This window comes from Ramlibacter sp. Leaf400 (genome assembly GCF_001424545.1).
Classification (GTDB): Bacteria; Pseudomonadota; Gammaproteobacteria; order Burkholderiales; family Burkholderiaceae_C; genus Ramlibacter.
The window spans coordinates 300,821-323,711 of sequence record NZ_LMQL01000009.1 but is presented as its reverse complement, the minus strand read 5'-3'; the positions used below and the strand labels follow the sequence as shown (position 1 = coordinate 323,711).

Annotated in this window: 23 protein-coding genes; 10 read left to right on the top strand and 13 right to left on the bottom strand. The window is 69.2% G+C overall.

From position 1 onward, the window contains the following. Position 1: 1 nt before the first annotated feature. From ASG30_RS09785 to ASG30_RS09770, 4 genes are all read right to left on the bottom strand, one after another. On the bottom strand, positions 2-874 hold the full coding sequence (locus ASG30_RS09785) for a carbohydrate ABC transporter permease (protein ID WP_055895381.1): 873 nt from the start codon (positions 872-874) through the stop codon (positions 2-4). Next, entirely contained in the window at positions 871-1,722 is an 852-nt protein-coding gene (locus ASG30_RS09780; RefSeq protein WP_055895379.1) for a carbohydrate ABC transporter permease, read from the bottom strand. Before ASG30_RS09780 ends, ASG30_RS09785 begins: the two co-directional genes overlap by 4 nt. Positions 1,723-1,801: 79 nt before the next feature. Further along, positions 1,802-3,115, bottom strand: coding sequence for an ABC transporter substrate-binding protein (locus ASG30_RS09775; protein WP_055895377.1), 1,314 nt, complete (start codon positions 3,113-3,115; stop codon positions 1,802-1,804). Positions 3,116-3,160: 45 nt separating this feature from the next. Continuing rightward, positions 3,161-4,240, bottom strand: coding sequence for an ABC transporter ATP-binding protein (locus ASG30_RS09770; protein ID WP_055895376.1), 1,080 nt, complete (start codon positions 4,238-4,240; stop codon positions 3,161-3,163). Between the two features lie 161 nt (positions 4,241-4,401). On the opposite strand from ASG30_RS09770, the gene ASG30_RS09765 reads away from it, so the two are divergent. Continuing rightward, positions 4,402-5,145, top strand: a complete 744-nt coding sequence (locus ASG30_RS09765) for a FadR/GntR family transcriptional regulator (RefSeq protein ID WP_055895374.1) — start codon at positions 4,402-4,404, stop codon at positions 5,143-5,145. Between the two features lie 16 nt (positions 5,146-5,161). On the opposite strand, the gene ASG30_RS09760 is transcribed toward ASG30_RS09765, so the two are convergent. From ASG30_RS09760 to ASG30_RS09750, 3 genes are read right to left on the bottom strand one after another with little or no spacing between them, the layout of a single operon-like run. Next, positions 5,162-7,474 (bottom strand): NADP-dependent malic enzyme, encoded by a 2,313-nt coding sequence (locus ASG30_RS09760; protein WP_055895372.1) that lies wholly within the window; start codon positions 7,472-7,474, stop codon positions 5,162-5,164. Positions 7,475-7,531: 57 nt separating this feature from the next. After that, entirely contained in the window at positions 7,532-8,509 is a 978-nt protein-coding gene (locus ASG30_RS09755) for a tripartite tricarboxylate transporter substrate-binding protein (protein WP_055895370.1), read from the bottom strand. 26 nt (positions 8,510-8,535) lie between these two features. Continuing rightward, positions 8,536-9,702: a mandelate racemase/muconate lactonizing enzyme family protein gene (locus ASG30_RS09750; protein ID WP_055895368.1), complete on the bottom strand. Its 1,167-nt coding sequence runs from the start codon at positions 9,700-9,702 to the stop codon at positions 8,536-8,538. Positions 9,703-9,802: 100 nt separating this feature from the next. On the opposite strand from ASG30_RS09750, the gene ASG30_RS09745 reads away from it, so the two are divergent. Then, positions 9,803-10,714, top strand: coding sequence for a LysR family transcriptional regulator (locus ASG30_RS09745; RefSeq protein ID WP_082522009.1), 912 nt, complete (start codon positions 9,803-9,805; stop codon positions 10,712-10,714). A gap of 75 nt (positions 10,715-10,789) precedes the next feature. Beyond that, positions 10,790-11,689 carry an L-threonate dehydrogenase gene (gene ltnD / locus ASG30_RS09740; protein ID WP_055895366.1) on the top strand — a complete coding sequence of 300 codons (900 nt, stop codon included), beginning with the start codon at positions 10,790-10,792 and terminating at the stop codon, positions 11,687-11,689. A gap of 45 nt (positions 11,690-11,734) precedes the next feature. Here ltnD and ASG30_RS09735 read toward each other — a convergent pair whose 3' ends face one another. Together ASG30_RS09735 and ASG30_RS09730 are read right to left on the bottom strand one after the other, a co-directional pair. Further along, on the bottom strand, positions 11,735-12,391 hold the full coding sequence (locus tag ASG30_RS09735; RefSeq protein WP_055895365.1) for an SCO family protein: 657 nt from the start codon (positions 12,389-12,391) through the stop codon (positions 11,735-11,737). A gap of 23 nt (positions 12,392-12,414) precedes the next feature. Beyond that, entirely contained in the window at positions 12,415-14,088 is a 1,674-nt protein-coding gene (locus tag ASG30_RS09730) for a multicopper oxidase family protein (RefSeq protein ID WP_055895363.1), read from the bottom strand. A gap of 316 nt (positions 14,089-14,404) precedes the next feature. Here ASG30_RS09730 and ASG30_RS09725 point away from each other — a divergent pair, with 316 nt between their 5' ends. Then, complete coding sequence (locus tag ASG30_RS09725; RefSeq protein WP_082522007.1) at positions 14,405-15,256, top strand: helix-turn-helix transcriptional regulator; 852 nt, start codon at positions 14,405-14,407, stop codon at positions 15,254-15,256. A 32-nt stretch (positions 15,257-15,288) separates the two neighbouring features. Here the strand turns inward: ASG30_RS09725 and ASG30_RS09720 are convergent, their stop codons facing one another. Next, positions 15,289-16,137, bottom strand: a complete 849-nt coding sequence (locus ASG30_RS09720; RefSeq protein ID WP_055895359.1) for a GNAT family N-acetyltransferase — start codon at positions 16,135-16,137, stop codon at positions 15,289-15,291. A gap of 126 nt (positions 16,138-16,263) precedes the next feature. Here ASG30_RS09720 and ASG30_RS09715 point away from each other — a divergent pair, with 126 nt between their 5' ends. Next, positions 16,264-16,713: a PaaI family thioesterase gene (locus ASG30_RS09715; protein ID WP_055895357.1), complete on the top strand. Its 450-nt coding sequence runs from the start codon at positions 16,264-16,266 to the stop codon at positions 16,711-16,713. A 43-nt stretch (positions 16,714-16,756) separates the two neighbouring features. Here the strand turns inward: ASG30_RS09715 and ASG30_RS09710 are convergent, their stop codons facing one another. After that, positions 16,757-17,932: an MFS transporter gene (locus ASG30_RS09710; RefSeq protein ID WP_442965684.1), complete on the bottom strand. Its 1,176-nt coding sequence runs from the start codon at positions 17,930-17,932 to the stop codon at positions 16,757-16,759. 209 nt (positions 17,933-18,141) lie between these two features. Next, positions 18,142-19,029 (bottom strand): LysR family transcriptional regulator, encoded by an 888-nt coding sequence (locus ASG30_RS09705; protein WP_055895355.1) that lies wholly within the window; start codon positions 19,027-19,029, stop codon positions 18,142-18,144. 119 nt (positions 19,030-19,148) lie between these two features. Here ASG30_RS09705 and ASG30_RS09700 point away from each other — a divergent pair, with 119 nt between their 5' ends. The 5 genes from ASG30_RS09700 to ASG30_RS09680 all read left to right on the top strand — a co-directional run bounded on the left by ASG30_RS09700 (position 19,149) and on the right by ASG30_RS09680 (position 22,346). Continuing rightward, positions 19,149-19,502 carry a DUF4148 domain-containing protein gene (locus ASG30_RS09700; protein ID WP_055895354.1) on the top strand — a complete coding sequence of 118 codons (354 nt, stop codon included), beginning with the start codon at positions 19,149-19,151 and terminating at the stop codon, positions 19,500-19,502. A 2-nt stretch (positions 19,503-19,504) separates the two neighbouring features. Next, positions 19,505-20,317: a DODA-type extradiol aromatic ring-opening family dioxygenase gene (locus ASG30_RS09695; protein WP_055895352.1), complete on the top strand. Its 813-nt coding sequence runs from the start codon at positions 19,505-19,507 to the stop codon at positions 20,315-20,317. Further along, positions 20,314-20,928 carry an esterase gene (ypfH, locus tag ASG30_RS09690; RefSeq protein WP_055895350.1) on the top strand — a complete coding sequence of 205 codons (615 nt, stop codon included), beginning with the start codon at positions 20,314-20,316 and terminating at the stop codon, positions 20,926-20,928. Before ASG30_RS09695 ends, ypfH begins: the two co-directional genes overlap by 4 nt. 83 nt (positions 20,929-21,011) lie before the next feature. Next, positions 21,012-21,947, top strand: a complete 936-nt coding sequence (locus tag ASG30_RS09685; protein WP_055895348.1) for a CAP domain-containing protein — start codon at positions 21,012-21,014, stop codon at positions 21,945-21,947. A gap of 36 nt (positions 21,948-21,983) precedes the next feature. Continuing rightward, positions 21,984-22,346 carry a translation initiation factor Sui1 gene (locus ASG30_RS09680; RefSeq protein ID WP_055895346.1) on the top strand — a complete coding sequence of 121 codons (363 nt, stop codon included), beginning with the start codon at positions 21,984-21,986 and terminating at the stop codon, positions 22,344-22,346. 6 nt (positions 22,347-22,352) lie between these two features. Here the strand turns inward: ASG30_RS09680 and ASG30_RS09675 are convergent, their stop codons facing one another. Next, on the bottom strand, positions 22,353-22,772 hold the full coding sequence (locus tag ASG30_RS09675) for a hypothetical protein (RefSeq protein WP_055895344.1): 420 nt from the start codon (positions 22,770-22,772) through the stop codon (positions 22,353-22,355). Positions 22,773-22,891 lie beyond the last annotated feature (119 nt).

Below are 22,891 nucleotides of genomic sequence, written 5' to 3'. Positions count from 1 at the left end.
CCTATTCCTTCACCGCGCCGGTGAGGCCGGACACGTAGTACTCGACGAAGAACGAGTAGATGACGGCCACCGGCAGCGAGCCCAGCAGCGCGCCGGCCATCAGCGCGCCCCAGTGGTAGACGTCGCCTTCGACCAGTTCCGTAACCACGCCCACCGGGACGGTCTTGTTCTCGGACGAGGAGACGAAGGTGAGCGCGTAGATGAACTCGTTCCACGACAGCGTGAAAGCGAAGATGCCGGCCGAGATGAGGCCGGGCACCGACAGCGGCAGCACGATCTTCCACAGGATCTGCAGGCGGCTGGCGCCATCGATCAGCGCGCACTCCTCCAGCTCGAACGGGATGGAGCGGAAGTACCCCATCAGCAGCCAGGTGGAGAAGGGGATCAGGAAGGTGGGGTAGGTGAGGATCAGCGCCCACTTGGTGTCGAACAGGCCCAGCTGGAACACGATGCTGGCCAGCGGGATGAACAGGATCGAGGGCGGCACCAGGTAGGCCAGGAAGATCGACAGGCCGACCTGGCGCGAGCCGCGGAACCGCAGCCGCTCGATGGCGTAGGCGGCCAGCACCGACGCCAGCAGCGACACGAAGGTGGCGACCACCGAGACGAACACCGTGTTCCACATCCATGCGGGATACGAGGTGTGGAAGAGCAGCTTGTTGAAGTGGGCGAGGGTGGGCGAGATCACCCAGAACGGGTTGCCCGTGCGCGAGAGCAGCTCGTTGTCCGGCTTGAACGACGTCACCCCCATCCAGTAGAACGGAAAGAGCAGCACGAAGACGAAGATCGCCAGCGGGATGTAGACGGTCACCACGCGCCGCGGCAGCGACGCGAGGTAGGCCATGCCCTGGGTGTCGGTGTCGCTGGCTTTCATTGGTCGCCGCCTTGCTGCCAGGCGCGTCGCTGCAGCCCGAAGTAACTGAAGAGGATGGCCGCCAGCAGGAAGGGCACCATCGCCACCGCGATCGCCGCGCCTTCGCCCAGCGCGCCGCCGGAGATGGCGCGCTGGAAGGACAGCGTGGCCATGAGGTGAGTGGCATTCAAGGGGCCGCCGCGCGTGAGCACGTAGATCAGCTGGAAGTCGGTGAAGGTGAAGAGCACCGAGAACGTCATCACCACCGCGATGATGGGCGTCAGCAGCGGCAGCGTGATGTAGCGGAAGCGCTGCCAGCCGGTGGCACCGTCGATGGCGCCGGCTTCGTAGAGCGACGGCGAGATCGTCTGCAGGCCCGCCAGCAGCGTGATGGCCACGAAGGGCACGCCGCGCCAGATGTTGGCGATGATGGTGGCCAGGCGGGCGTTGTACGGGTCGCCCAGGAAGTCGATGTAGTGGTCGATCAGGCCCATCTTCACCAGCGCCCAGCTGATGATGGAGAACTGCGAGTCGTAGATCCACCAGAAGGCGATGGCCGACAGCGCCGTGGGCACGATGTAGGGCAGCAGGATCACGCTGCGGAAGAAGGTCTTGAAGGGCAGCCGCTCGTTCAGCAGCATCGCCAGCCACAGGCCGAGCACGAACTTGAAGACGCTGGCGACCGCCGTGTAGAAGAGGGTGTTGAACAGGGCCAGCCGGGTGACGCTGTCCCCCCAGAGGAACTCGTAGTTCTGCAGCCCGATCCATTCGCCGCCGCGGCCGATCTTGGTGTCGGTGAAGCCGAGCCAAACGCCCAGCCCGAGCGGGTAGGTCAGGAACAGCAGCAGCAGCACTCCCGCGGGCAGCATGAATGCCAGCCCGAGGAGGTTGCGGCTGTTCTGGAAGCGCTGCAGCGCGCCGGGCCTCGCCGGCCCGGCGGGCGCGGCCTCAGACCTTGTAATAGCGCTCGGCACGCTGCTGGGCCCGTTGCATCGCTTCCTTGGGCGTCTTGGAGCCGCTGATGGCCTCGGCCACCATGTTGACGATGATGAAGTCCGCCCCCGCGCCGGCGGACGCGTAGCCCAGCTTGCCGGCGTAGCCCGCGGGACGCATGTTCTTGACGGCGTCGCGGTAGGGCGTGTTCTTCGGGTCGGCCGTCCACACCGGGATCTTGGCGTACGCGTCCAGCGGGGGCGCCACGTAGCCGCCGGCGCCGGTGAGCCAGGGCTCGAACTGCTCCTGCTCCATCATGAAGCGCAGGAACTCCTTGGCCGCCTTCGGGAACTTGGTGTACTTGAAGATCATCTGGTTGAAGAACAGGTGCGACTCGGTCGGCTGGCCCACCGGCCCGACCGGGAAGGACGCATGCTGGATATCCCCCGTCATCTCCTTGACCTTGGGATCCTGCGAGTTCTTCGCGGCGTAGTAGATCGAGATGCCGTTGTTGGTCACCGAGACCTGGCCGTCGAGGAAGGCCTTGTTGTTGTTCGGGTCCAGCCACGACAGCGTGCCGGGGATGAAGGTGGCGTACAGCTCCTTGCCGTACTCCAGCGCCTTGGCGGTCTCGGGGCTGTCGATCACCACCTTGTTGTTCTTGTCGACCAGCATGCCGCCGAAGGCCCACACCAGCCAGTTGCACCACAGGCCGTCGCCGGTGGCGTTGCCCAGCGCCATGCCGCCGGGGGTGCCCTTGTCCTTCAGGGCCTTCATCATCTTCAGGAAGTCGTCGGTGCTCTTGGGGAAGGCGTCGAAGCCGGCCGCCTTCACCATGCTCTGGCGGTAGACGATCATCGAGCCCGCGCAGCCCAGCGGCACGGCGATCCACTTCTTGCCGTCGGGCCGGCAGTACGCCTGCGCGCCCGGGTACCAGCCGCCGTACTTCTTGCCCAGGTACTCGGACAGGTCGGTCACGTCGAGCAGCTTGTCCGGGTACAGGTTGGCGTCGTCGTTGGTCGACAGGATGATGTCGGGGCCGCCGCCGGTGTTGGCCGCCACGGCCGCCTTCGGACGCACGTCCTCCCAGCCTTCGTTGTCCACGCGCACGTCGATGCCGTACTTCTCGCTGAACTTCTTGACGTTGACCATGTAGGCGTCCTCGTCGCCCTGCACGAAGCGCTTCCAGCGCAGCACGCGCAGCTTGGCGCCCTTCTCCGGCTGGTTGGCCCACTGCGCCTGGGCCACGCCCGGCCACAGCATGGGCACCGACACCGCGGCGGCGCCCGCGGAGGCCTTCTTCAGGAACTTGCGACGGTTGTCAGACATGGGTGTCTCCTTCGTTGGTGGGGTTGCGCAGGGGCACTCGGGGGCTCAGGCGGCCAGGCGGGCGCCGGTGGCCGCATCGAACAGGTGGGCCCGCGTCACGTCGGGGCGCAGGCGGATGACCTCGCCGGGATGGAACGCGTGGCGGTCGCGGAAGACGCTGGTGATGTCCACGCCTGCGAGCTTGGTGAAGACCTGGGTGTCGGCGCCGGTCGGCTCGACGACGACCACCTCGGTGGGCACGCCGTCGCCTTCGGCCGCCAGCTCCATGTGTTCCGGACGCGTGCCGTAGATGACGCTGCGGCCGTCCTCGGCCGACACGGCGTTGACGGGCGCGGGCAGCGACAGGCCCCCCTCCAGCTCGATGCGCGTGCCACCGCCGGAGCGGCGCACCACGCCGGGCAGGAAGTTCATCGCGGGCGAGCCGATGAAGCCGGCCACGAACTGGTTGGCGGGCTGGTCGTACAGCTCCAGCGGCGAGCCGGTCTGCTCGACCACGCCGTCGCGCATGACGACGATGGTGTCGGCCATCGTCATCGCCTCGATCTGGTCGTGGGTGACGTACACCGAGGTGGTCTTCAGGCGCTGGTGCAGCTCCTTGATCTCGGTGCGCATCTGCACGCGCAGCTTGGCGTCCAGATTGGACAGCGGCTCGTCGAACAGGAACACCTGCGGGTCGCGCACGATGCAGCGGCCCATAGCCACGCGCTGGCGCTGCCCGCCCGACAGCTGGCGCGGGTAGCGGTCGAGCAGGGCCTCCAGGCCCAGGATGGAGGCCGCCTTGCGCACGCGCTCGTCGGCCAGCGCCTTGGGCTGCTTGGCCAGCATGAGGCTGAACGCCATGTTGTCGCGCACCGTCATGTGCGGGTACAGCGCGTAGTTCTGGAACACCATGGCGATGTCCCGCTCCTTGGGCAGCATGGTGTTGACCACGCGGCCGCCGATCAGCACCTCGCCGCGGCTGATCTCCTCCAGCCCCGCGATCATTCGCAGCAGCGTGGACTTGCCGCAGCCCGAAGGCCCGACCAGCACGGTGAACTGGCCATCCTGGATGTCGATGTCGACGCCTCGGATGATGTGCGCCGCACCGAAGAATTTCTCGACCCGCCGGATCTGAACGGAAGCCATCGTGTCCTTGCCGCGTTGGCCGGCGCGGCCCCGTCTGGACCCGCATCACCGGCGCGTCATCAGAATCCCCGGAGGTCCTGCCCGCATCCGGGGAAACACCGAGCACCCTCGGGATCGATCGTCATATGGTAGTGCGATTGGTTGCGTTCCGCGGGGTGCCCATGATCAAGAACGTCCACGGACACGCGGTCGCGAGCCTGGGGACGGCCATCGTGGCCGGGCGCTACCTGCCGGGGGCGCCGATGCCGCCCGAGCCGCAGCTCGGCGAGGCGCTCGGCGTCAGCCGGACCGTGGTGCGCGAGGCGATCAAGTCGCTGGTGGCCAAGGGGATGGTCTCCACCGGCCCCAAGGTCGGCACGCGCGTGCTGCCGCCCGAATCATGGAACTGGTTCGACGCCGACCTCGTCGGCTGGCAAAGCCAGGTCGGGCTCACGCGCGAGTTCCTGCGCGACCTGCAGGAGCTGCGGCGGCTGGTGGAGCCGGCCGCGGTGCGCATGGCCGCCGAAAGGGCCACGGTGGCCGACCTGCAGCACCTGGAGGCCGCCTACGAGGGCATGCGGCACGCCGTCGTCGAGGGCGGCGACTACGTGCGCCACGACCTGGCCTTCCACCAGGGCCTGCTGCGGGCCGCCCACAACCGCATGATCGTGCAGATGAGCAAGGCGCTGGGGCCGCTGCTGCGCACGAGCTTCGAGATCTCCACCGCCCGCACGGGGGGCGCGCGCGATTCGCTGCCGCTGCACCGGGCGGTGCTCGACGCCGTCATCGCCCGCAAGCCGGCCCGCGCCGAGAAGGCGGCGCTGGTGCTCATCGACGGCGCCCGCGACGACATCGAGGTGGTGCTCGCCTCGCGCCGGCGCCTGCCCAAGCTCGACGCCCCGCCGCGGCTGCTGCGCGGTCAGTGAGGAAGGGACTCGCGCGTCACCGGCCGGCGTTGGCGTCGGCGACCGTGAGCGCCGTCATGTTGACGATGCGGCGCACCGTGGCGCCGGGCGTGAGGATGTGCACGGGCTTGGCCGCGCCCAGCAGCACCGGGCCGATGGAGATGTTGCCGCCCGCTGCCTTCTTGAGCAGGCTGTAGGAGATGTTGGCGGCATCGATGTTGGGGAACACCAGCAGGTTGGCGTCGCCGCTCAGGGCACCGTTGGGCATCACCCCCTCGCGCCGCGCGCCGTCGAGGGCCAGGTCGCCGTGCATCTCGCCGTCCACCTCCAGCCAGGGGGCTTCACGGCGCAGCAGGTCGAGCGTGCGCCGCATCTTGACCGCGGTCGGCTGGTCGCTGGTGCCGAAGTTCGAATGCGACAGGAGGGCCGCCTTCGGCTTGATGCCGAAGCGCACCATCTCTTCCGCCGCCATGGTCGTGATCTCCGCCAGCTCCTCCGGCGTCGGGTCGTAGTTGACGTGCGTGTCGACCAGGAAGATCTGCCGGTCGGGCAGCAGCAGCCCGTTCATGCAGGCGTAGACGGGCACGTCCTGCGGCGTCGACGGACAGCCGCCGGGCCGCTTGCCGATCACCTGGTCGATGTAGTGCAGGTGGATCGCGGTGGTGCCCCAGGTGCCGCAGATCATGCCGTCCACGTCGCCCTTGTGCAGCAGCATGGCGCCGATGAGGGTGAGCCGGCGCCGCATCTCGATCTTCGCCGTCTGCACCGTCGTGCCCTTGCGGTCCGTCATCCGGTGGTACGTCTGCCAGAAGTCGCGGTAGCGGTTGTCGAATTCGACGTTGACGATGTCGTAGTCGAGTTCTTCCTTCAGCCGCAGGCCGAACTTCTCGATGCGCTGGGCAATGACCGCGGGACGCCCGATCAGCGTGGGCCGCGCGATCCCCTCGTCCACGACGATCTGGGCCGCGCGCAGCACGCGCTCCTCTTCGCCTTCGCAGTAGGCCACGCGCTTGGACGGCGCGCGCCGTGCGGCGTCGAAGATGGGCTTCATGGTGGTGCCCGATGCGTACACGAAGCCTTCCAGCTTCGCGCGGTAGGCCGCCATGTCCTCGATGGGCCGCAGGGCCACGCCACTTTCGGCGGCAGCCTTCGCGACGGCCGGCGCGATGCGCGTCATCAGGCGCGGGTCGAACGGCTTGGGGATCAGGTAGTCGGGACCGAAGGACAGCTTCTCTCCGGCGTAGGCGGCCGCCACCCGCTCGCTCTGTTCCGCCTGCGCCAGCTCGGCGATTGCATGCACCGCGGCGATCTCCATCTCGTCGTTGATGGTGGTGGCCCCGGCGTCCAGCGCGCCCCGGAAGATGTACGGAAAGCACAGGACGTTGTTGACCTGGTTGGGGTAGTCGGCCCGGCCGGTGGCCATGACGATGTCATCCCGCACCGCCCGGGCGGCCTCTGGGAGGATCTCCGGCGTGGGGTTGGCCAGCGCGAAGATCACGGGGCGCGCGGCCATGCTGGCCACCATGGCGGGCTTCAGCACGTTGCCGGCCGACAGCCCCAGGAAGACGTCCGCGTCCTTGATCACTTCGGCGAGCGTGCGGGCCTGCGTGTTCTGCATGTACTGCCGCTTGTCCTCGTCCATGAGCTCCTGCCGCCCCTCGTACACCACGCCGGCCAGGTCCGTCACGAAGACGTTCTCGCGTTTCACCCCGACCTTCAAGAGCAGGTTGAGGCAGGCCAGCGCCGCGGCGCCGGCCCCGGACGTCACCAGCTTGACCTGGCCGATCTCCTTGCCGGCCACCTTCAGCGCGTTGACCATGGCGGCCGCCACCGTGATCGCCGTGCCGTGCTGGTCGTCATGGAACACCGGGATCTTCATGCGCTTGCGCAGCTCGCGCTCGACGTAGAAGCAGTCCGGCGCCTTGATGTCTTCCAGGTTGATGGCGCCGAAGGTGGGCTCGAGCGCGGCGATCACCTCGACCAGCTTCTTCGGGTCCTTCTCGTCGACCTCGATGTCGAAGACGTCGACCCCGGCGAACTTCTTGAACAGGACGGCCTTGCCTTCCATCACGGGCTTGGAGGCCAGCGCGCCGATGTCGCCCAGCCCCAGCACCGCGGTGCCATTGGAGATCACCGCCACCAGGTTGCCGCGGGCGGTGTACTTGTACGCCGCCTCGGGGTCCCGCACGATCTCCTCGCACGGCGCCGCGACGCCCGGGGAGTAGGCCAGCGAGAGGTCGCGCTGGTTCGACAGCGGCTTGGTGGCGCTGATGGCCAGTTTCCCGGCCGGCGCCTGGGCGTGGTAGTCGAGCGCGGCCTGGCGGAAGTCGGGGGTCGGGCTGTCCTTCATATGGATGTCACCTCTCAGTGGTTAGGCCTCCTAGGGGGCCTCGATCAGACGGCAGGATCAGTCAGCGTACTCGCCTGCGTCCTTGATCACCTTCGACCAGCGTGCCTTTTCGGCTTCCACGAACTTCCTGTGTCCCGCCGGGTCGAGCCGGTCATCCTTGATGACGGAGAGGCCCAGCGCTTCCTCGCGCTTGATGAGTTCCGGGTCCTTGAGGGCTACGCGCAGCGCGGCGTTCAGCTTGGCGAGAACGGCAGGCGGAGTGCCCCGCGGGGCGTAGAGCCCATGCCACACCTGCACGTTGAACTCCTTCAGCCCCGCCTCCGACAGCGTCGGCACATCCTTCAAGGCCGGGATCTGCAGGCGCTGCATGCTGGTGACGCCAAAGACCTTGACCTTCTTGCCTTCGATCTGCGGCACGGCGTTCGTCGCCTGCTCGCACATCAGGTCCACCTGGCCACCGATCAGGTCGTTCATTGCGGGTGCGGTGCCCTTGTAGGGGATCGTCGTCAGGTTGGTCTTGAGCGCGCTCTGGAACATCAGCCCGCAGAGATGGGACGCCGAGCCAAGGCCGGCATTGGCAAGGTTCACCTTGCCTGCGTTGCCTGCGATCCACTTGCGCAGGTCCGCGAAGTTACCGGGTTCCAGGCCGGGCTTGCCGATGAGGACGGAGGGCGCCTCATTGATCAGCCCCAGGAACTCGAAATCGTCCGGAACCTTGTAGCTCAGCTTGCGATAGAGCGCGGGCGCGGTTGCCATGCCGATGTGGTGGACCAGCAGGGTGTAGCCGTCCGCGTTGGCCCTGGCGACCTTGGCCGCGCCGATGGTGCCGCCGGCCCCGCCGGCATTGTCGACGATCACGGTCTGGCCCAGCGGCTTGCGCAGCGCCTCGGCCAGGTCGCGGGCGATCTTGTCGCTGGGACCTCCCGCGGCGAAGGGAACCACCAGTGTGACCGGCTTGTCCGGGAAGTCGGCCCAGGCGAGCGTGGAGAGGTGGACGAGGGCGACCAGGCCCGCCATGCGGGTGAGCATCTTCATTGCGATTCCTTCGGATGGTGGCGCGCTCAGGCGGAGAGCGCCTGCATCTCGCGGTACAGATCGGCCTTGCCTTCGAACCCGATCCCCGGGAGGTCCGGCAGCGTCACGTACCCCTCCCGCACCTTGACGCCGTCGGGGAAGCCGCCGAAGGGCTGGAACAGGTCGGGATAGGACTCGTTGCCGCCAAGGCCCAGGCCCGCGGCGATGTTCAGCGACATCTGGTGGCCCCCGTGCGGGATGCACCGGCTGGCGGACCAGCCGTGTTCCTTGAGCATGTCCAGCGTCCGGAGGTACTCGACCAGGCCGTAGCTCAGGGCGCAGTCGAACTGGAGCCAGTCGCGGTCGGGCCGCATTCCGCCATAACGGATCAGGTTGCGCGCATCCTGCATGGAGAACAGGTCTTCGCCGGTAGCCATCGGGTTCTTGTAGTAGTTGCGCAGGGTGGCCTGCAGCTCGAAGTCGAGCGGGTCGCCCGGCTCCTCGTACCAGAACAGGTCGTACTGGGAGAGCGCCTTGGCGTAGGCGATCGCGGTGTCCAGGTCGAAGCGGCCGTTGGCGTCGACGCAGAGCTTCTGGCCGTCCTGCAGCACGCTCAGGATCGAATCGATGCGACGCAGGTCTTCGTCCAGCGACGCGCCCCCGATCTTCTTCTTGACCACGGTGTACCCCCGGTCGATGTAGCTGCGCATCTCGTCCTTGAGCTTGCCGTGGTCCTGGCCCGGGTAGTAGTAGCCGCCCGCCGCGTAAACGAAGATCCTGCGATTCGGCTTGCCGTCGCCGTAACGGTCGGCGAGCAACTGGAACAGCGGCTTGCCTTCGATCTTGGCGACCACGTCCCACACCGCCATGTCGATGGTGCCGATGGCCACCGAGCGCTCGCCGTGTCCGCCCGGCTTCTCATTGGTGAACATGGTGTTCCAGATCTTGTGCGGATCGAGGTTCTTGCCGCTGGCATCGATCAGCGATTCGGGGCTGGCTTCCATGACGCGGGGGATGAAGCGTTCGCGCATGAGCTTGCCCTGCCCATAGCGGCCATTCGAGTTGAATCCGTAGCCGACGACCGGCTTGCCATCCCGGATCACGTCGGTGATCACGGCGACGAGGCTCAGCGTCATCTTGCTAAAGTCGATGTACGCGTTGCGGATGGGCGAGCTGATGGGGATGGTCTTTTCGCGGATTTCGACGATCTTCACGGGGAGGCTCCTGGGGTGCTGAGGGGAGCCGCGATGGTCGGCCAAGCCCGTTTTCATGGCCAATGCTCTTTTTCTCTCCTTCAATGCCTTGGGAGCACCGATGCTGAACTTCGACTGGCTGGAGGACTTCCGGGCGCTGGCGGCGACGGGCAACTTCTCGCGTGCAGCCGAGGAGAGGCACATGACACAGCCCGCCTTCAGCCGCCGGGTCCGGGCCCTGGAGGAATGGCTCGGGGCCGATCTGTTCGACCGGAGCACGCAGCCCGCGAAACTCACTTCGGCCGGAGAATGGTTCCGCGCCGTTGCCGACGACCTGGTCGTCCGCGTGACCCGCTTGCCCGGGGAAGCGCGCGGCGTGGCCGAAGCCAACTCGGCCACCCTTCGCATCGCGTCCACGCACGCGCTCTCGTTCACCTTCCTTCCCCGCTGGCTTCGCGGTCTCGAATCGAGGACCACATTGGGCCCGGTGGAACTCGTCTCCGATGTGCTGCAGCGCTGCGAAGCCCTGATGGTGCAAAGCAAGGTGCAGTTCGTCCTGAGTCACTCACACCCCGGTGCGAGCGGTCCCCTGGACGAGGAGACCTACCTGTCGGCGCAGGTCGGCCAGGACAGGTTGATCGCGGTCTCATCTCCCGACGCGCAAGGACAGCCGCGGCATCGCATCGGCAGCTGGCCTGCGCAGGAGGTGCCGGTGCTGCAGTACGCCGCCGAATCAGGCTTGGGCCGCATCGTGCGCGCCGTCGTCGGTCGACGGCTCGAGGCACTTCCTGTTCGCGTGGCATTCACCGCGCACCTTGCGTCGGTGCTGCGAACCATGGCTCTGGACGGACGAGGCGTCGCATGGTTGCCGCAGACGCTGGTGGAAGAGGACCTGGCCGCCGGCCGCCTGGTCCCGGCAGCCGCAGAGGATTGGAGTATTTCGCTGGGGATCCGGCTGTACAGGTCTCGAAGCTCCGCAGGAAGCGCTGCGGAAGTTTTCTGGCGCAGCGCTGCCAGCGACGCGCTCACGTGATCACGCCATGCCATCCCGCCGACGCCAGGACGAGCATCGAAGCGTACAGTTCGAAGTCGACTCGACGGAGCCTGGATGATGAACGTTGGATTGATCGGCCTTGGCGCCATGGGACAGGGCATGGCGCGGTCGCTGCTGCGGGCGGGGCATGCGGTCGCGGTCCACGACCTCCGGCGGGAGGCCGTCGAGGCCCTGGTGGGCGATGGCGCGACCGGTTGTGATTCCCCCGCCAAGGTCGCGGCGAGCTGCGACGCCATCGTTTCGGTGGTCGTCAATGCCGCGCAGACCGAGGACGTGCTGTTCGGGGCGAACGGTTGCGCATCGGCGATGAAGAAGGGCAGCGTCTTCCTGATGTGCTCGACGGTCGATCCGAACTGGTCGGCCGCGCTCGAGCAGCGCCTCGAAGCGCTTGGGCTCCTCTACCTCGATGCACCGATCTCCGGGGGCGCGGCCAAGGCGGCGGCCGGGCAGATCACGATGATGACGGCGGGCCGTCCCGAAGCCTACGCGGCCGCGGGCGGCGTGCTCGATGCCATGGCCGACAAGGTGTACCGGCTCGGGGACCGCGCCGGGGCCGGCAGCAAGGTGAAGATCATCAACCAGCTGCTCGCCGGCGTGCACATCGCGGCAGCGGCCGAAGCCATGGCGCTGGGGCTGCGTGAGGGTGTGGACGCGAAAGCGCTTTACGAGGTGATCACGCACAGCGCGGGCAACAGCTGGATGTTCGAGAACCGCATGCCGCACGTGCTGGCGGGCGACTACAGGCCCTTGTCGGCGGTCGACATCTTCGTGAAGGACCTCGGGCTGGTGCTCGACGTGGCGCGCGCGACGAAGTTTCCGCTTCCGCTCTCGTCCACCGCGCACCAGATGTTCATGCAGGCCTCCAGCGCGGGCCACGGCCGCGAGGACGACAGCGCGGTGATCAAGGTCTTCCCCGGCATCGAACTGCCGCCGCCCGGCGGGAAGGGCTCCTGAGCAGCCGCAGGCTGCGCGGCTGCACCGCTGCGCCGCGCGCGGCGCTCACGCCACCCGCACGCGCCCGTCCACCCGTGCCAGCGGCACCAGGCCGGCCATCGCCTCCAGGATCGACTCGGTTTCCTGCAGGGCATGCACCATGCACCAGCGGTCCAGCGCCTCGTTGCCCACCCGCACCATGCCCGTGTGCTGGCCGATGTCCGCGTCCAGCTGCGGATCGCGGCTGTAGAAGCCGAGGGCATAGCGGATCGCCTCCACGTCGGCCTTGTCTCCCGTGAGGAAGGTCCAGCCCGGGCCCACCCCGTGCAGCCGCCGGTACGCGGCCAGGTCGGCCGGCCGGTCATGCTCGGGCAACAGGCTGAGCGAGTACATGAACACGTCGCGCCCCAGGCGCGGCGCCAGTTCCTGCTGCACGAGCTTGAGGTTGTGCGTCATCGGCGGGCAGCGGTCGTTGCACTGGGCGTACATCATGTTGATCAGCACCGTGCGGCCGCGCACCAGGTCGCTGTAGAAGCGGACCTGGCGCCCCTCGTGCGTGAGCAGCGGCAGGTCGGGAAAGCGTCCACTGCCCGCCGCACGCGAGGGCGACGCCGCGCGGGACGGTTTGTCCGGCTTGCCCAGCAAGCCGGCAAGGCCGGCGACCGCGGCCACGCCGGCGAAGGCGCAGGCGCGCCGGCCCAGGGGAGACGATTGCGGGTCCATGGGGGCTCTCCTTCGCATCGGGGTCAGGAAGCGACGACCTCGAAGTTCTCCATCATTCCGTGGTCTTCGTGCAGGGTGTTGTGGCAGTGGGTGACGTACTTGCCCTTGAAGTCGCGGAACCGGATCAGGATCTCCAGGCGCTCGTTCGGGTTGGCATAGAACACGTTCTTGCGTCCGCGCTCGTGGGGCGGCGGGGGCCTGCCGTTGCGGCTGAGCAGGCGGCCTTCCTCCAGGTGGATGTGCACCGGGTGGACCCAGCCGCCGCTGTCGTTGCGGACGGTCCAGAGCTCCCACTGGCCCTGCCTGGGCTTGAAGGCGGGCTTGCTGCTGTAGATGCGGTCGTTGATCGTCCAGCCGCCGTTGCTGCGGCCCAGCCGCGCCTCGCGCCGGACGGCCACGCTCCTGGCGTAGTCGATATCGACTTCCGGCAGCTTGCGCAGCCAGGTGGGCACCCGGCTGTAGTCCGGCACGGACGGCTGGTCGACGATGAACTTCAGCAGCGGGATGGGCGTGCGAAGGAAATCCTTCTCGGGCTTGCGGCCGTCCAGCATCTGCAGGCGGTTGACCAGGAACAGCTCGGCCCCGACGGGGTACTTGGAGAAGTCCACCACGAGGTCGGCCCGTTCGGCCGGCGCGAGATGGACGCTGCTCATCTCCAGCGGCGCTTCCAGCAGGTTGCCGTCGTTGGCGATGTAGGTGAACTTCTGCGCCTGGTTCTGGTGGCGGATCTGCAGGTCGAGCACCCGCGCGGTCGACCCGTCCAGCAGCCGCAGGCGGTACTTGCGCGGCCGCACGTGGAAGAACGGCTGGATCTTGCCGTTGACCAGGAACTTGTCGCCCACGAAGCCGTCCGGGTCGAGCGCGTCGAAGCTCACGTAGCCGCTGCTGTCGAACTGCTTGTCCTGCACCATCAGCGGCACGTCGAACTCGCCGCTGGGCAGGCGCAGCGCCTTGGGATTGCCATCGTTCTCGTTCCCGGAGTCGAGTTCGTCGAAGGCCAGGAAGAAGCCGGCCAGTCCCTTGTAGACGTTCGACGCGGTGTAGTGGTGGCGGTGGTCGTGGTACCACATCGTGCCCAGCGCCTCGCACGGGTCGTCGCCGGCATACCGCATCGGGTAGCAGCTGTCCTTCCAGGCGCCGGGCAGGGAATGCGAGGGGAAGTAGTCGTCCGGATGGCCGTCGCTCTCCGACGGCGAGTGGAAGTTGTGCAGGTGGATGGAGATCTCCGGGGAGCCAGGGCCTCGCGCGTGGCGGGGCAGGTTGTTGCGGTAGCGGACGATCACCGGCTTGCCGTAGCGCGCATGGATCAGCGGCCCCGGCGTCTGGCCGTTGAAGCCCCACACCTCCTGCCGTGGCAGGTCGGGATGGAACTCGTGCCAGATCGGCTCGGCCTTGAGTTCGTACAGATCGGGCGCGACGTCCGACCATCCCTGGTGGTCGGCCCGCCGGGCCTCGCCCGCGAACGGCGTGCGCGATGGCACCGGGTCGAGCGCCGCCATCGGCCACGCGGGCTTGGGCACCGGCAACGGCTCGGCCCACAGGCTCGTGGTCGGGCTGGGCACGCGTCCCGGGGCGATCACCAGCTGGCTGCGGGCCACCTGCGGCGCCAGGATGGCGGCGGCCGCGGCGCCGGCCGTCTTCAACGCGGTGCGGCGGCTGGCCGGCAGGGCCGTGCTCGACGAGGGTCGGACTTGCATGCGAGTCTCCACTTCGAGTTGTGGGTGGACAGGGGATGGCGCGGCCCATTTCATCGAGCGACTCGTGCGTTCGCAATCACCAGAATTGGTGACGGCTGCAAGCGGCAGCGCGCCTGCCACTCATCCGGGTGACAAGCAGCCAAAGGCACGATCAAACGTGACCACGCGCACATCCGGTTCGGCTGTCGCGCAACCGCAGGGCGCCTGCGGCTGGGGCGGGCTGCGCATGGATGGCCCTGGACCGCCGCAGCGCCGCGAGGTGCGCGCACGCACGGATGAAGGCGCCGTAGGCCAAGACCCTCCTCAGAAGTCATAGATGGGCAGCCCATTGGCGCCGCGCCGTTCGCTTCAAGATTTCTGCTCAGGTAACGGCGGCTGGCAGGCGAGGTGCACCATGAGCGAAGCGAGCGAGGCGGTCATCGAACCCGCCATCGAATGCCCCGGTGGCAACGTCCACGAAGACCGCAGGATGGTCGCGTTGCGGGGCCTGCGGCGCCCGCAGCTCCACCTGCCGTTCGACCCGTCGAAAGCGATCGTCTTTCGCAGGGTGCACAGCCACATCGGCCGGGTGGGCGCGCTCTGCGCGGACCTGCGCCGCGAGCAGCTGTCGCGCGGGCTGGCCGGCGCCGCGCTCGACGCCTTGCAGTTCCCGGTCTTCGCCATCGACCGCGCGGGCACGCTCCTGATGGCCAACAGCGCAGGCGACCGATCGCTGCGCGAGGGCTCGCCGCTGGCGATTCGCCAGGACAGGCTGCACTCACCCGACCCGGCGATCGCCGCTCGGCTGGAGGGCGCCTTGCGCGCCGCCGCCTCGCAGCGGGGCAGCGCTTTCTCGGCCACCGTTCGCGCAACCCTGTGGCTGTTGCGTGTCGTGCCGCTGCAGGAGCCTTGCGGTGCGGCGCTGGTCTACGCGAACACGCCGGATGCCGATCCCGTGCGGTCGCGCACGCTCGCCAGCCTGCTGCGCTTCACGCAGGCGGAAGCGGATGTCGCCTGCATGCTCGCCGACGGCCTCAGTCCGAAGGAGATCGCCTTCGAGCGCGACGTTTCGCTGCACACGATCCGCACCCAGGTCCGGGGAATCTTCGAGAAGGCCGGCGTCCGGCGCCAGGCGGACCTCACCCGGCTGCTCCTGTCGGTTCCTCCCATCCACGGCGAGCCGGTCTAGCTGTCAGGTGCGCCGCCCCCGCATCGAGTTCTTCAACCCAGCTCGAAGGTCGTGATGCCATAGAGGCCGTGCATGTTCACGGCCGGCGGCCGCCCCGTGTACATGCGCGCGGTCTCGAACACCATGTGCATGTGGTGGCGCTGCGCCAGCGCGAGGGCGGCCGAATTCGCTTCCGGCAGGTCGAGGTACACGGGTTCTCCGGCGCTCGCCTGGGAGCACAGCGCGAGGAACAGGCACTCGGCGATGCGCTCCCGTTCGGCGCACAGGGGGCCGATCTTCCAGCCGCTGCGGCAGCGGCGCACCAGCCCCCAGCCTTGCAGCCGTCCGTCCTCGATCCAGCCGCGCGCGGCGGCGTCGGGCTGGGCGAGCCAGGCGCGCAGGAAGGCCGTGCGCTCGGTGGGGAAGTACGCGTGGTCGTACGAGTTCACGACGTCGAAGGGGATGCTGGCCAGGTCGACCAGCCGCGCATCGTCGGGGGCAGGCATCCCCCCGCGCCCTTCGTAGCGCACGTTGCGCCAGGCCAGTTCGAAGCCCGACTTGCGGTAGTGGGGCTGCTGCGCGACCACGCCATCCAGCCCGACCTGCCGCCCGCGGACGGAAGCCATCCCGTGCTGCCACAGCCGCCACCCCAGGCCCCGGCCGCGCCAGGCCGGCCGCACGATGTACAGGCCCAGGAACGCGAAGCCGGGTTCGTACTTGACGACCGAGACCGAGGCCACCGGCTGGCCCTCGAGCGTGCCGACGAAGAAGCCTTGCGGATCGGCGGCGGGGAAGGTCTCGGCGTCATGCAGGCCGGGATTCCAGCCTTCCTGGGCCGCCCAGTCGATCGCCAGCGCGACCTCGTCGCGGCTCATCGTGCGGGTGGTGTAGTCCGCTTCCATGGCGCCATCCTAGAACTCGCGGGTGGATTTCTCCAGCGTGGGGTGGGCGCGGTCGTGGTCGTGCTGGGCAATGGAGCCGCCTGCGGCGGCATCCGGCGATGATCGCTTTCCCAACCGGGGAGAGCCATGTCGCCCACCGTCCTGCCTTTTCGCCTGAACGCTGCTGCTCGCGCCGGACACCTGCGGCAGTTCAACCAGCGCGCCGAGATCGCCTGGTTCGGCTTCGCCGGCCGGTTCGAGGACCCTGGCGAGGCGCTGATCACGTTCGCGCGCATGCCGCAGGGCGCACTGGGCGGCGGGGGCACGCAGGCGGTGAACGGCGGCGTCATCGCAGCGGGCTTCGACGCCGCATTCGTCCTGGCCGGCCTCGGCCACTACGACCCGGAAGTGGTCGTGACCCTCGAGCTTTCGGTGAAATTCCTCTCGCTTGCGGCCACGGATCGGCCGCTGGCCTTTCGTGCCCACGTGGCCCGGTCCGCGCGGCACTTCGCCTTTGTCGAAGGCACGCTGCAAACCTTGGACGGGAGCGGGTCACCCTTCGCGCTGGCCAGCGGCATGGTGGCCCCCGGCCGCTGAGCGGCGCAGGGCCGCGGCCGACGGGTGGCATCACCTCGACCTTTCACTCCCGCAGCTCCTCAGGCGGATGCACGCGGCGGAACATCGCCAGGAGCAGGAGGTCGTAGACGATCTTCAGTGCGCCGCCGACGACCAGGGGCCAACCGAAGCTCGACACGCCCAGAAGGTAGCCGGCCAGGGCAGGGCTGGCGGTCGCGGCGAGGCTGCGCGGCACGGCGGTCACGCTGGCCGCGGCGCTGCGTTCGGCCGGCGTGACGATCGCCATCACGTAGGAGCTGCGGGTGGGGACATCCATCTGCGAGAGGGCACTGCGCACCAGCAGCAGGCCGATCGCCCACCCGAGCCCGGTGCAGAACGGCAGGGCGATCAGGCAGAGGCTGGACGGCAGGTGCGTGTAGACCATCGTGCGCACCAGGCCGATGCGGTCCGCGATGCGCGCTGCGACCAGGTAGGAGCAGGCCGTCAGCACGCCGGTCCAGAAGAAGATGGAGGCGGCGGCTTCCAGCGAGAGCCCGAAGCGCTGGTACAGCCAGAGCGCCAGCAGCGACTGGACGACGAAGCCACCGCCGAAAGCATCCAGGCTGAACAGCGCGGACAGCAGGTAGACCCGGCGGCGCGAGGGACCCAGCCCCGCCGGCTGCCCGGCCTGCGGTCCGTCGCCCGCCGGGGTGCGCAGGCCGCGGTACAGGAAGGCGACCACGAGGCCGAGCAGCGCGTAGAGCAGGAACATGCCTTGCAAGGTCGTGCGCGGCGCCAGTTCGCCATGGCGAGCGAGTAGCGCGGGCAGCGCCGCCGCCAGGGCGCCCACGGCGGCCGACAGGCTGCCGACCAGGCTGTAGCGCGCGAACGCGGCCGTGCGCGCCTTGCCCTGCGCACCCTGGGCCAGCAACGCGTGCTCGGCCGGCAGGAAGACGCTGGTGTCGCCCCCCGACGGATTGAGCGTGCCGACGAATGCCACCAGCATCAGCGGCCAGAAGCTGCTGAGCGATGCGACACCGAGCCCGGTCGCCACCATCAGGGCGGTGGCCGCCAGCAGCAGGCGCCGGTGGCCCAGGCGCTGGCCCAGCAGCCCGGCGGCCAGCGTCAGCAGGCCCGAGCCGAGCAGGGTGGCGGTGGCGACCAGCCCGACCTGGAACGGGGTCCACCCGAGTTCCAGCAGGTAGGCCGGCAGGAGCAGGCTGACGAAGCCGTCTCCGAAGGCGCGCAGGCCGCGGGCCAAAAGCAGGCGGCGTGTGTCGCCTCGCCACGGCGCCCGGGTGTGCAAGTCGTCGGGAAGGTTCGGCAAGGCAGTCTCCCAATCGGACCGGGGTCCGTGATCAGGAGCAGCACTTGGACGCGTGGCGTCTTGGGGTCGGGGAGTCTGCTCGCTTCCCCGGTGCGCAAGCGCGAAATTCTATCGACGACCGGGCCGCGAGGCCGGTGGTGTCGTCAGGCCTCCCGCAGCCGCGCGGCCAGGAAATCGATGAGCAGCCGCACCTTGGGCGGCATGTGCTTGCGGGTGGGGTAGACGGCGTAGATGCCGAGCTCCGCCGACCGGTACCCGGGCATGACCTCGACGAGGTCCCCACGCTGCAGGTCGGCGCTCACCAGGAAGGTGGGCTGCAGCACGATGCCGCCGCCGCCCAGGGCCACGGCCCGGCAGGTGTCGCCGCTGTTGGTCTGCATCCGGGGCTTGACCTTGACGGCCACCGTGCCCTGCGGGCCTTCGAACTCCCAGGTGTCGCCCGTCGCGAGCAGGTTGTAGGCGAGCACGTCGTGCGCCGACAGGTCCGAGGGCCGCGCCGGCGCGCCGCGCTTTTCCAGGTACCGGGGGGACGCGCACAGCACCATGCGCGTGGACGCGAGCCGCCGGCTCACCAGCGACGAGCTCGGCAGCCGGGCGACCCGCACCGCCATGTCATAGCCCTCGTCGACCAGGTCGATGAAGCGGTCGGTGAGGGTGAGGTCCAGCGTCAGCTGCGGATGCTGCGCCATGAAGTCCGCCCACAGCGGCGCCAGGTTGAGCACGCCGAAAGACACCGGCGCGCTCACCTTCAGCAGGCCGACCACGCTGCCGCCGCGCGCGCTGACTTCCGCCTCGGCTTCGTCCACGCCCGCCAGCAGGTCGCGGCACCGCGCGAGGAAGACCTCGCCTTCCACCGTGAGCGAAAGGCGGCGGGTGGTGCGGTGCAGGAGGCGAACGCCCAGGCGCTGCTCCAGCTCGGCCACGTGGCGCGAGACGGCCGGCTTGGACATCTCCAGCGCATCGGCCGCCGCCACGAAGCTGCCGGCATCGACCACGGCGGCAAACACACGCATCTCCTGGAACCGGTCCATTGTTTCGATTATGGGAATGATTTCTCTCGTTTTAGCATGTTTATCTTCCCAGGTGGAACACTTAAAGTCCCTCCATCGACGCAGCAACGTCGCCCTGAAACCCACCCCAAGGAGTTCCCATGAACCGCAAGTCCCTCATCGCTCTCGCCTTCGCCGCCTCCGCCACCGGCGCCTTCGCCGACGACATCACCATCGACCCGACGCCGTTCGTCTCGACGGCCACCCGTGCCGAAGTCCAGGCCGAGCAGGCCGCCTTCGAAGCGTCCGGCCGCGACCCCTGGGCCCGGGAGTACAACCCGATCGCCGACTTCGCAAGCCAGCGCAGCCGCGCGCAGGTGAAGGCCGAGTACGTGCAGGCCCGCGACCGGGTCGCCGCCTTCACCGGCGAGGACAGCGGCTCGGCCTACCTGGCCGGCCAGCCCGACGCCGTGCCGGCCACGCAGGTCGTCGGCGAAGTCCGCAACGGAGCCTGAGCATGAAGACCCAACCCGCGTTGTTCGTCTCGCACGGCGCGCCCACGTTCGCCCTGGAGCCGGGCGTCGCGGGTGCCCAGCTCGGCGCGCTCGGTCGCGCCCTGCGCAAGCCCCTTGCCGTGGTCATCGTCTCGCCGCACTGGCAGACGCGCGGCGTCGAGATCGGCGCCGCGTCGCAGCCCGGGACGGTCCACGACTTCGGCGGCTTTCCGAGCGCCCTGTACCAGATCCGCTACCCCGCCCCCGGGGCGCCCGGCGTGGCGCGCCGGGTGCAGCAGGCGCTAGGCGACGCCGGCATCCAGGCCTCGCTCAACGAGCGGCACGGACTGGATCACGGGGCATGGGTGCCGCTGATGCACCTGTTCCCCGACGCCGACGTGCCCGTGGTGCAGGTGTCGATGCCCGTCGACCTGGACGCCGCGCAGGCCTTCGATCTGGGCCGCGGACTGGCCGCGCTGGCGCGAGAAGACGTGCTGGTCATCGGCTCCGGCAGCCTCACGCACAACCTGTACGAGTTCCGCACCGGTGCCGTCGAGGAAGCGGCGTATGCGCGCGAGTTCTCGCTGTGGGTGCGGCAGGCCGTGGTCGAGGGGGACCGCGATCGCCTGGTCGCCACGCTCGAGCGGGCGCCGCACGCGCGCCGGGCCCATCCGACGTCGGAGCACTTCCTGCCCTTGCTGGTGGCGCTCGGCGCCGCGCAGGACGTCCTGCCGGCGACGGTGCTGGACGGCGGCATCCGCCACGGCGTGCTGGCGATGGAGTCGTACGTCTTCGGCGCGCAGGTCGGGATCGACACGGCCGGGAGCCCCGCATGAGCGACGGCTCCGTCGTCGTGGCACGGCCGCAGGCGCCGCGCGCGCTGGTGCTGCTGTTCCACGGGGTCGGCTCGTCGCCGGCCAACCTGGTTCCCCTCGCGCAGCTCATCGCACGGCAGCAGCCGCACGCGAGGGTGGTCAGCGTCGAGGGCGCCCATCCCGCGTCGTTCGGCGCCGGCCGCGAATGGTTCCCGGTGGCCGGCGTCACCGAGGCCAACCGGCCGGAACGCGTCGCCGCCGCGCTGCCGTCCTTCGAGAGCGCTGTGCGCAAGTGGCAAGCCGAGGCCGGGGTGGCGCCTGCCGGAACCGCCCTGGTGGGCTTTTCGCAGGGCGCGATCATGTCGCTGGAAGCCACCCAGGCCGCGGACCTCGCGCACCGCGTCGTCGCGATCTCCGGGCGGTTCGCGCAGCCGCCGCGGCAAGCCCCGGCGGGCGTCACGTTCCGCTTCGTCCACGGCGAGAGCGATTCCGTGATCCCCGCAAGGTTCAGCGTCGAAGCGGCGGACCGGCTGCGTTCACTCGGCGCCGACGCGTCGGCGCAGCTCGTGCCGGGCCTGGCCCACGGCATCGACGACCGTGCGGCGCGGCTGGTGCTTCAGGCGCTCGGATGAGCGGGCCTCGGCTGGATGTGGACCGATCATCATGCGCACGGACGAGGTGAACCGTGGGCGCGCTGCAGGGTCCACCCAGGATGATGTCGAGACATGTACGCGCGGCAGGCGCGCTGGTCGCGTGGGTCGCCGCGCTGGTCGCCAGCGGATGTGGTGGCGGTGGCGGCGGCGGCGACAACGCTCCGCCGACCGCGCCGCCGGCGATCTCGGTCAACAGCGCCACCTACGGCGCCGGCAGCCCGCAACGGCTGGCCTACGACCAGCTCAATGCCGCCCGGCTGCGCTGCGGCTTCGGGCTTCTGGCGCAGTCCGCGCCCCTCGACCAGGCCGCGGCGGCCCATGCGAACTACATGAGCCTCAACGGTGAACTGGGCCACGGCGAGGATCCCGGCAAGCCCGGCTTCACCGGTGCGACCGTGCTCGACCGGGCCCTGGCCGCCGGCTACGCCCCGCGCGCCGTCGGCGAGGACCTCTCCGGCGCATCCGGCGGCTCGACGGCAGCCGATGCGGTCCGCAGCCTGATGGCCGCCCCGTACCACGCCAGGTCGCTCCTGACCGGCTTCCTCGAAGTGGGCCTCGCGTGGAACGCCGTGGCCTCCTTCGACACGCTGACCGCCGTCCTGGGCGTGCCTGCTTCGGCCCAATTGCAGTCGCCCCAGGGCGTGGCCACCTTCCCTTGCGCGGGCACGACCGATGCCCTGGCCCGCAACGCCAACGAATCGCCTTCTCCCTTCCCGTCCAACCCCGACGCGCAATGGGGCCAGCCGATCACCGTCGCGGGGCCGGAGTCGCTGCGCATCACGTCGGCCACCATCACCGGCCCGTCCGGGCCCGTGGCGCTCCTGGTCACCTACGGTTCGGGGGCGACCGCCGACCCCAACGCGACCTTCACCGACGGCTGGTTCTCCGTCATCCCGGAGGTGCTGCAGCCCGGCACGAGCTATGCGGTGGCGATCGACTACGCCGTCGCGGGCACTCCCGGCTCTGCGCGCTTTTCATTTGCCACGGGCCCGCGCTGAAGACCACGTCGACCGGACCCGAGGACAATCCGCGGCATGAAGTCCCGCTCGCCGACCGGCGGCCTTGTCTACTCCACCGAGTCCGGCCGCATGTGTCCCGTGTGCCGCAAGGCCATCGCGCAATGCTCCTGCTCGATTCCGGCGCCCGCCGCGCCCGGCGATGGCATCGTCCGGATCTCGCGCGAGACCAAGGGGCGCGCAGGAAAAGCGGTGACCGTGGTCCGCGGCCTGGGCAGCGACCCGGCCACCCTGGAAACACTGGCCAGGCAACTCAAGGCGGCGTGCGGCTCCGGCGGCACCGTCAGGGACGGCGCCGTGGAAGTGCAGGGCGACCATCGCGACAAGATCGCCTCGCTGCTCATCGGGCAGGGCCGCAAGGTCAAGCAGGCTGGCGGCTAGCTGGCGTCAGTGGCGGTAGGGGTGGCCCGGGAAGCGGTCGTGCCGGTTCGGCACCCCATCGCGGTCGGCGTCGCCGCGAGGGCCGTGGCGATGGGCATGGCTCCAGTGGTGGCGGTTGTCCCAGCGGTCGTGGGCGTTGGGGATGCCGTCACCGTCGCGATCACCCCAGGGGCCGCGGCGGGGGTGGCCGTAAACCGGCTGCGGCTGGATGTACACGGGTTGGGGCTGGACGTACACGGGACGCGGCTGCACGTACACCGGTTCGGGCTGCACGTAGACCGGCGCGGGCTGGACGTAGACGCCCTGCGCGGGAATGCCGATGGACAGGTGGACGTCGGTTCGCGCATGGGAGGCTGCAGTGGCCACCAGCGCAGCCAGCCCGAGGGCGGTGGCCGCAACGCGCCTGGCGAAGATGAAACGGTTCATGGACGCTCCTGGGGTTGACATGGGACGGATGTTGCTCGGGCGTGCATGAACGCTTCCTGAACAGAACGCAGATTTTTTCGTTGGTGCCTCCGTTCAGGTTTCGTTCATGGACCGGCCCG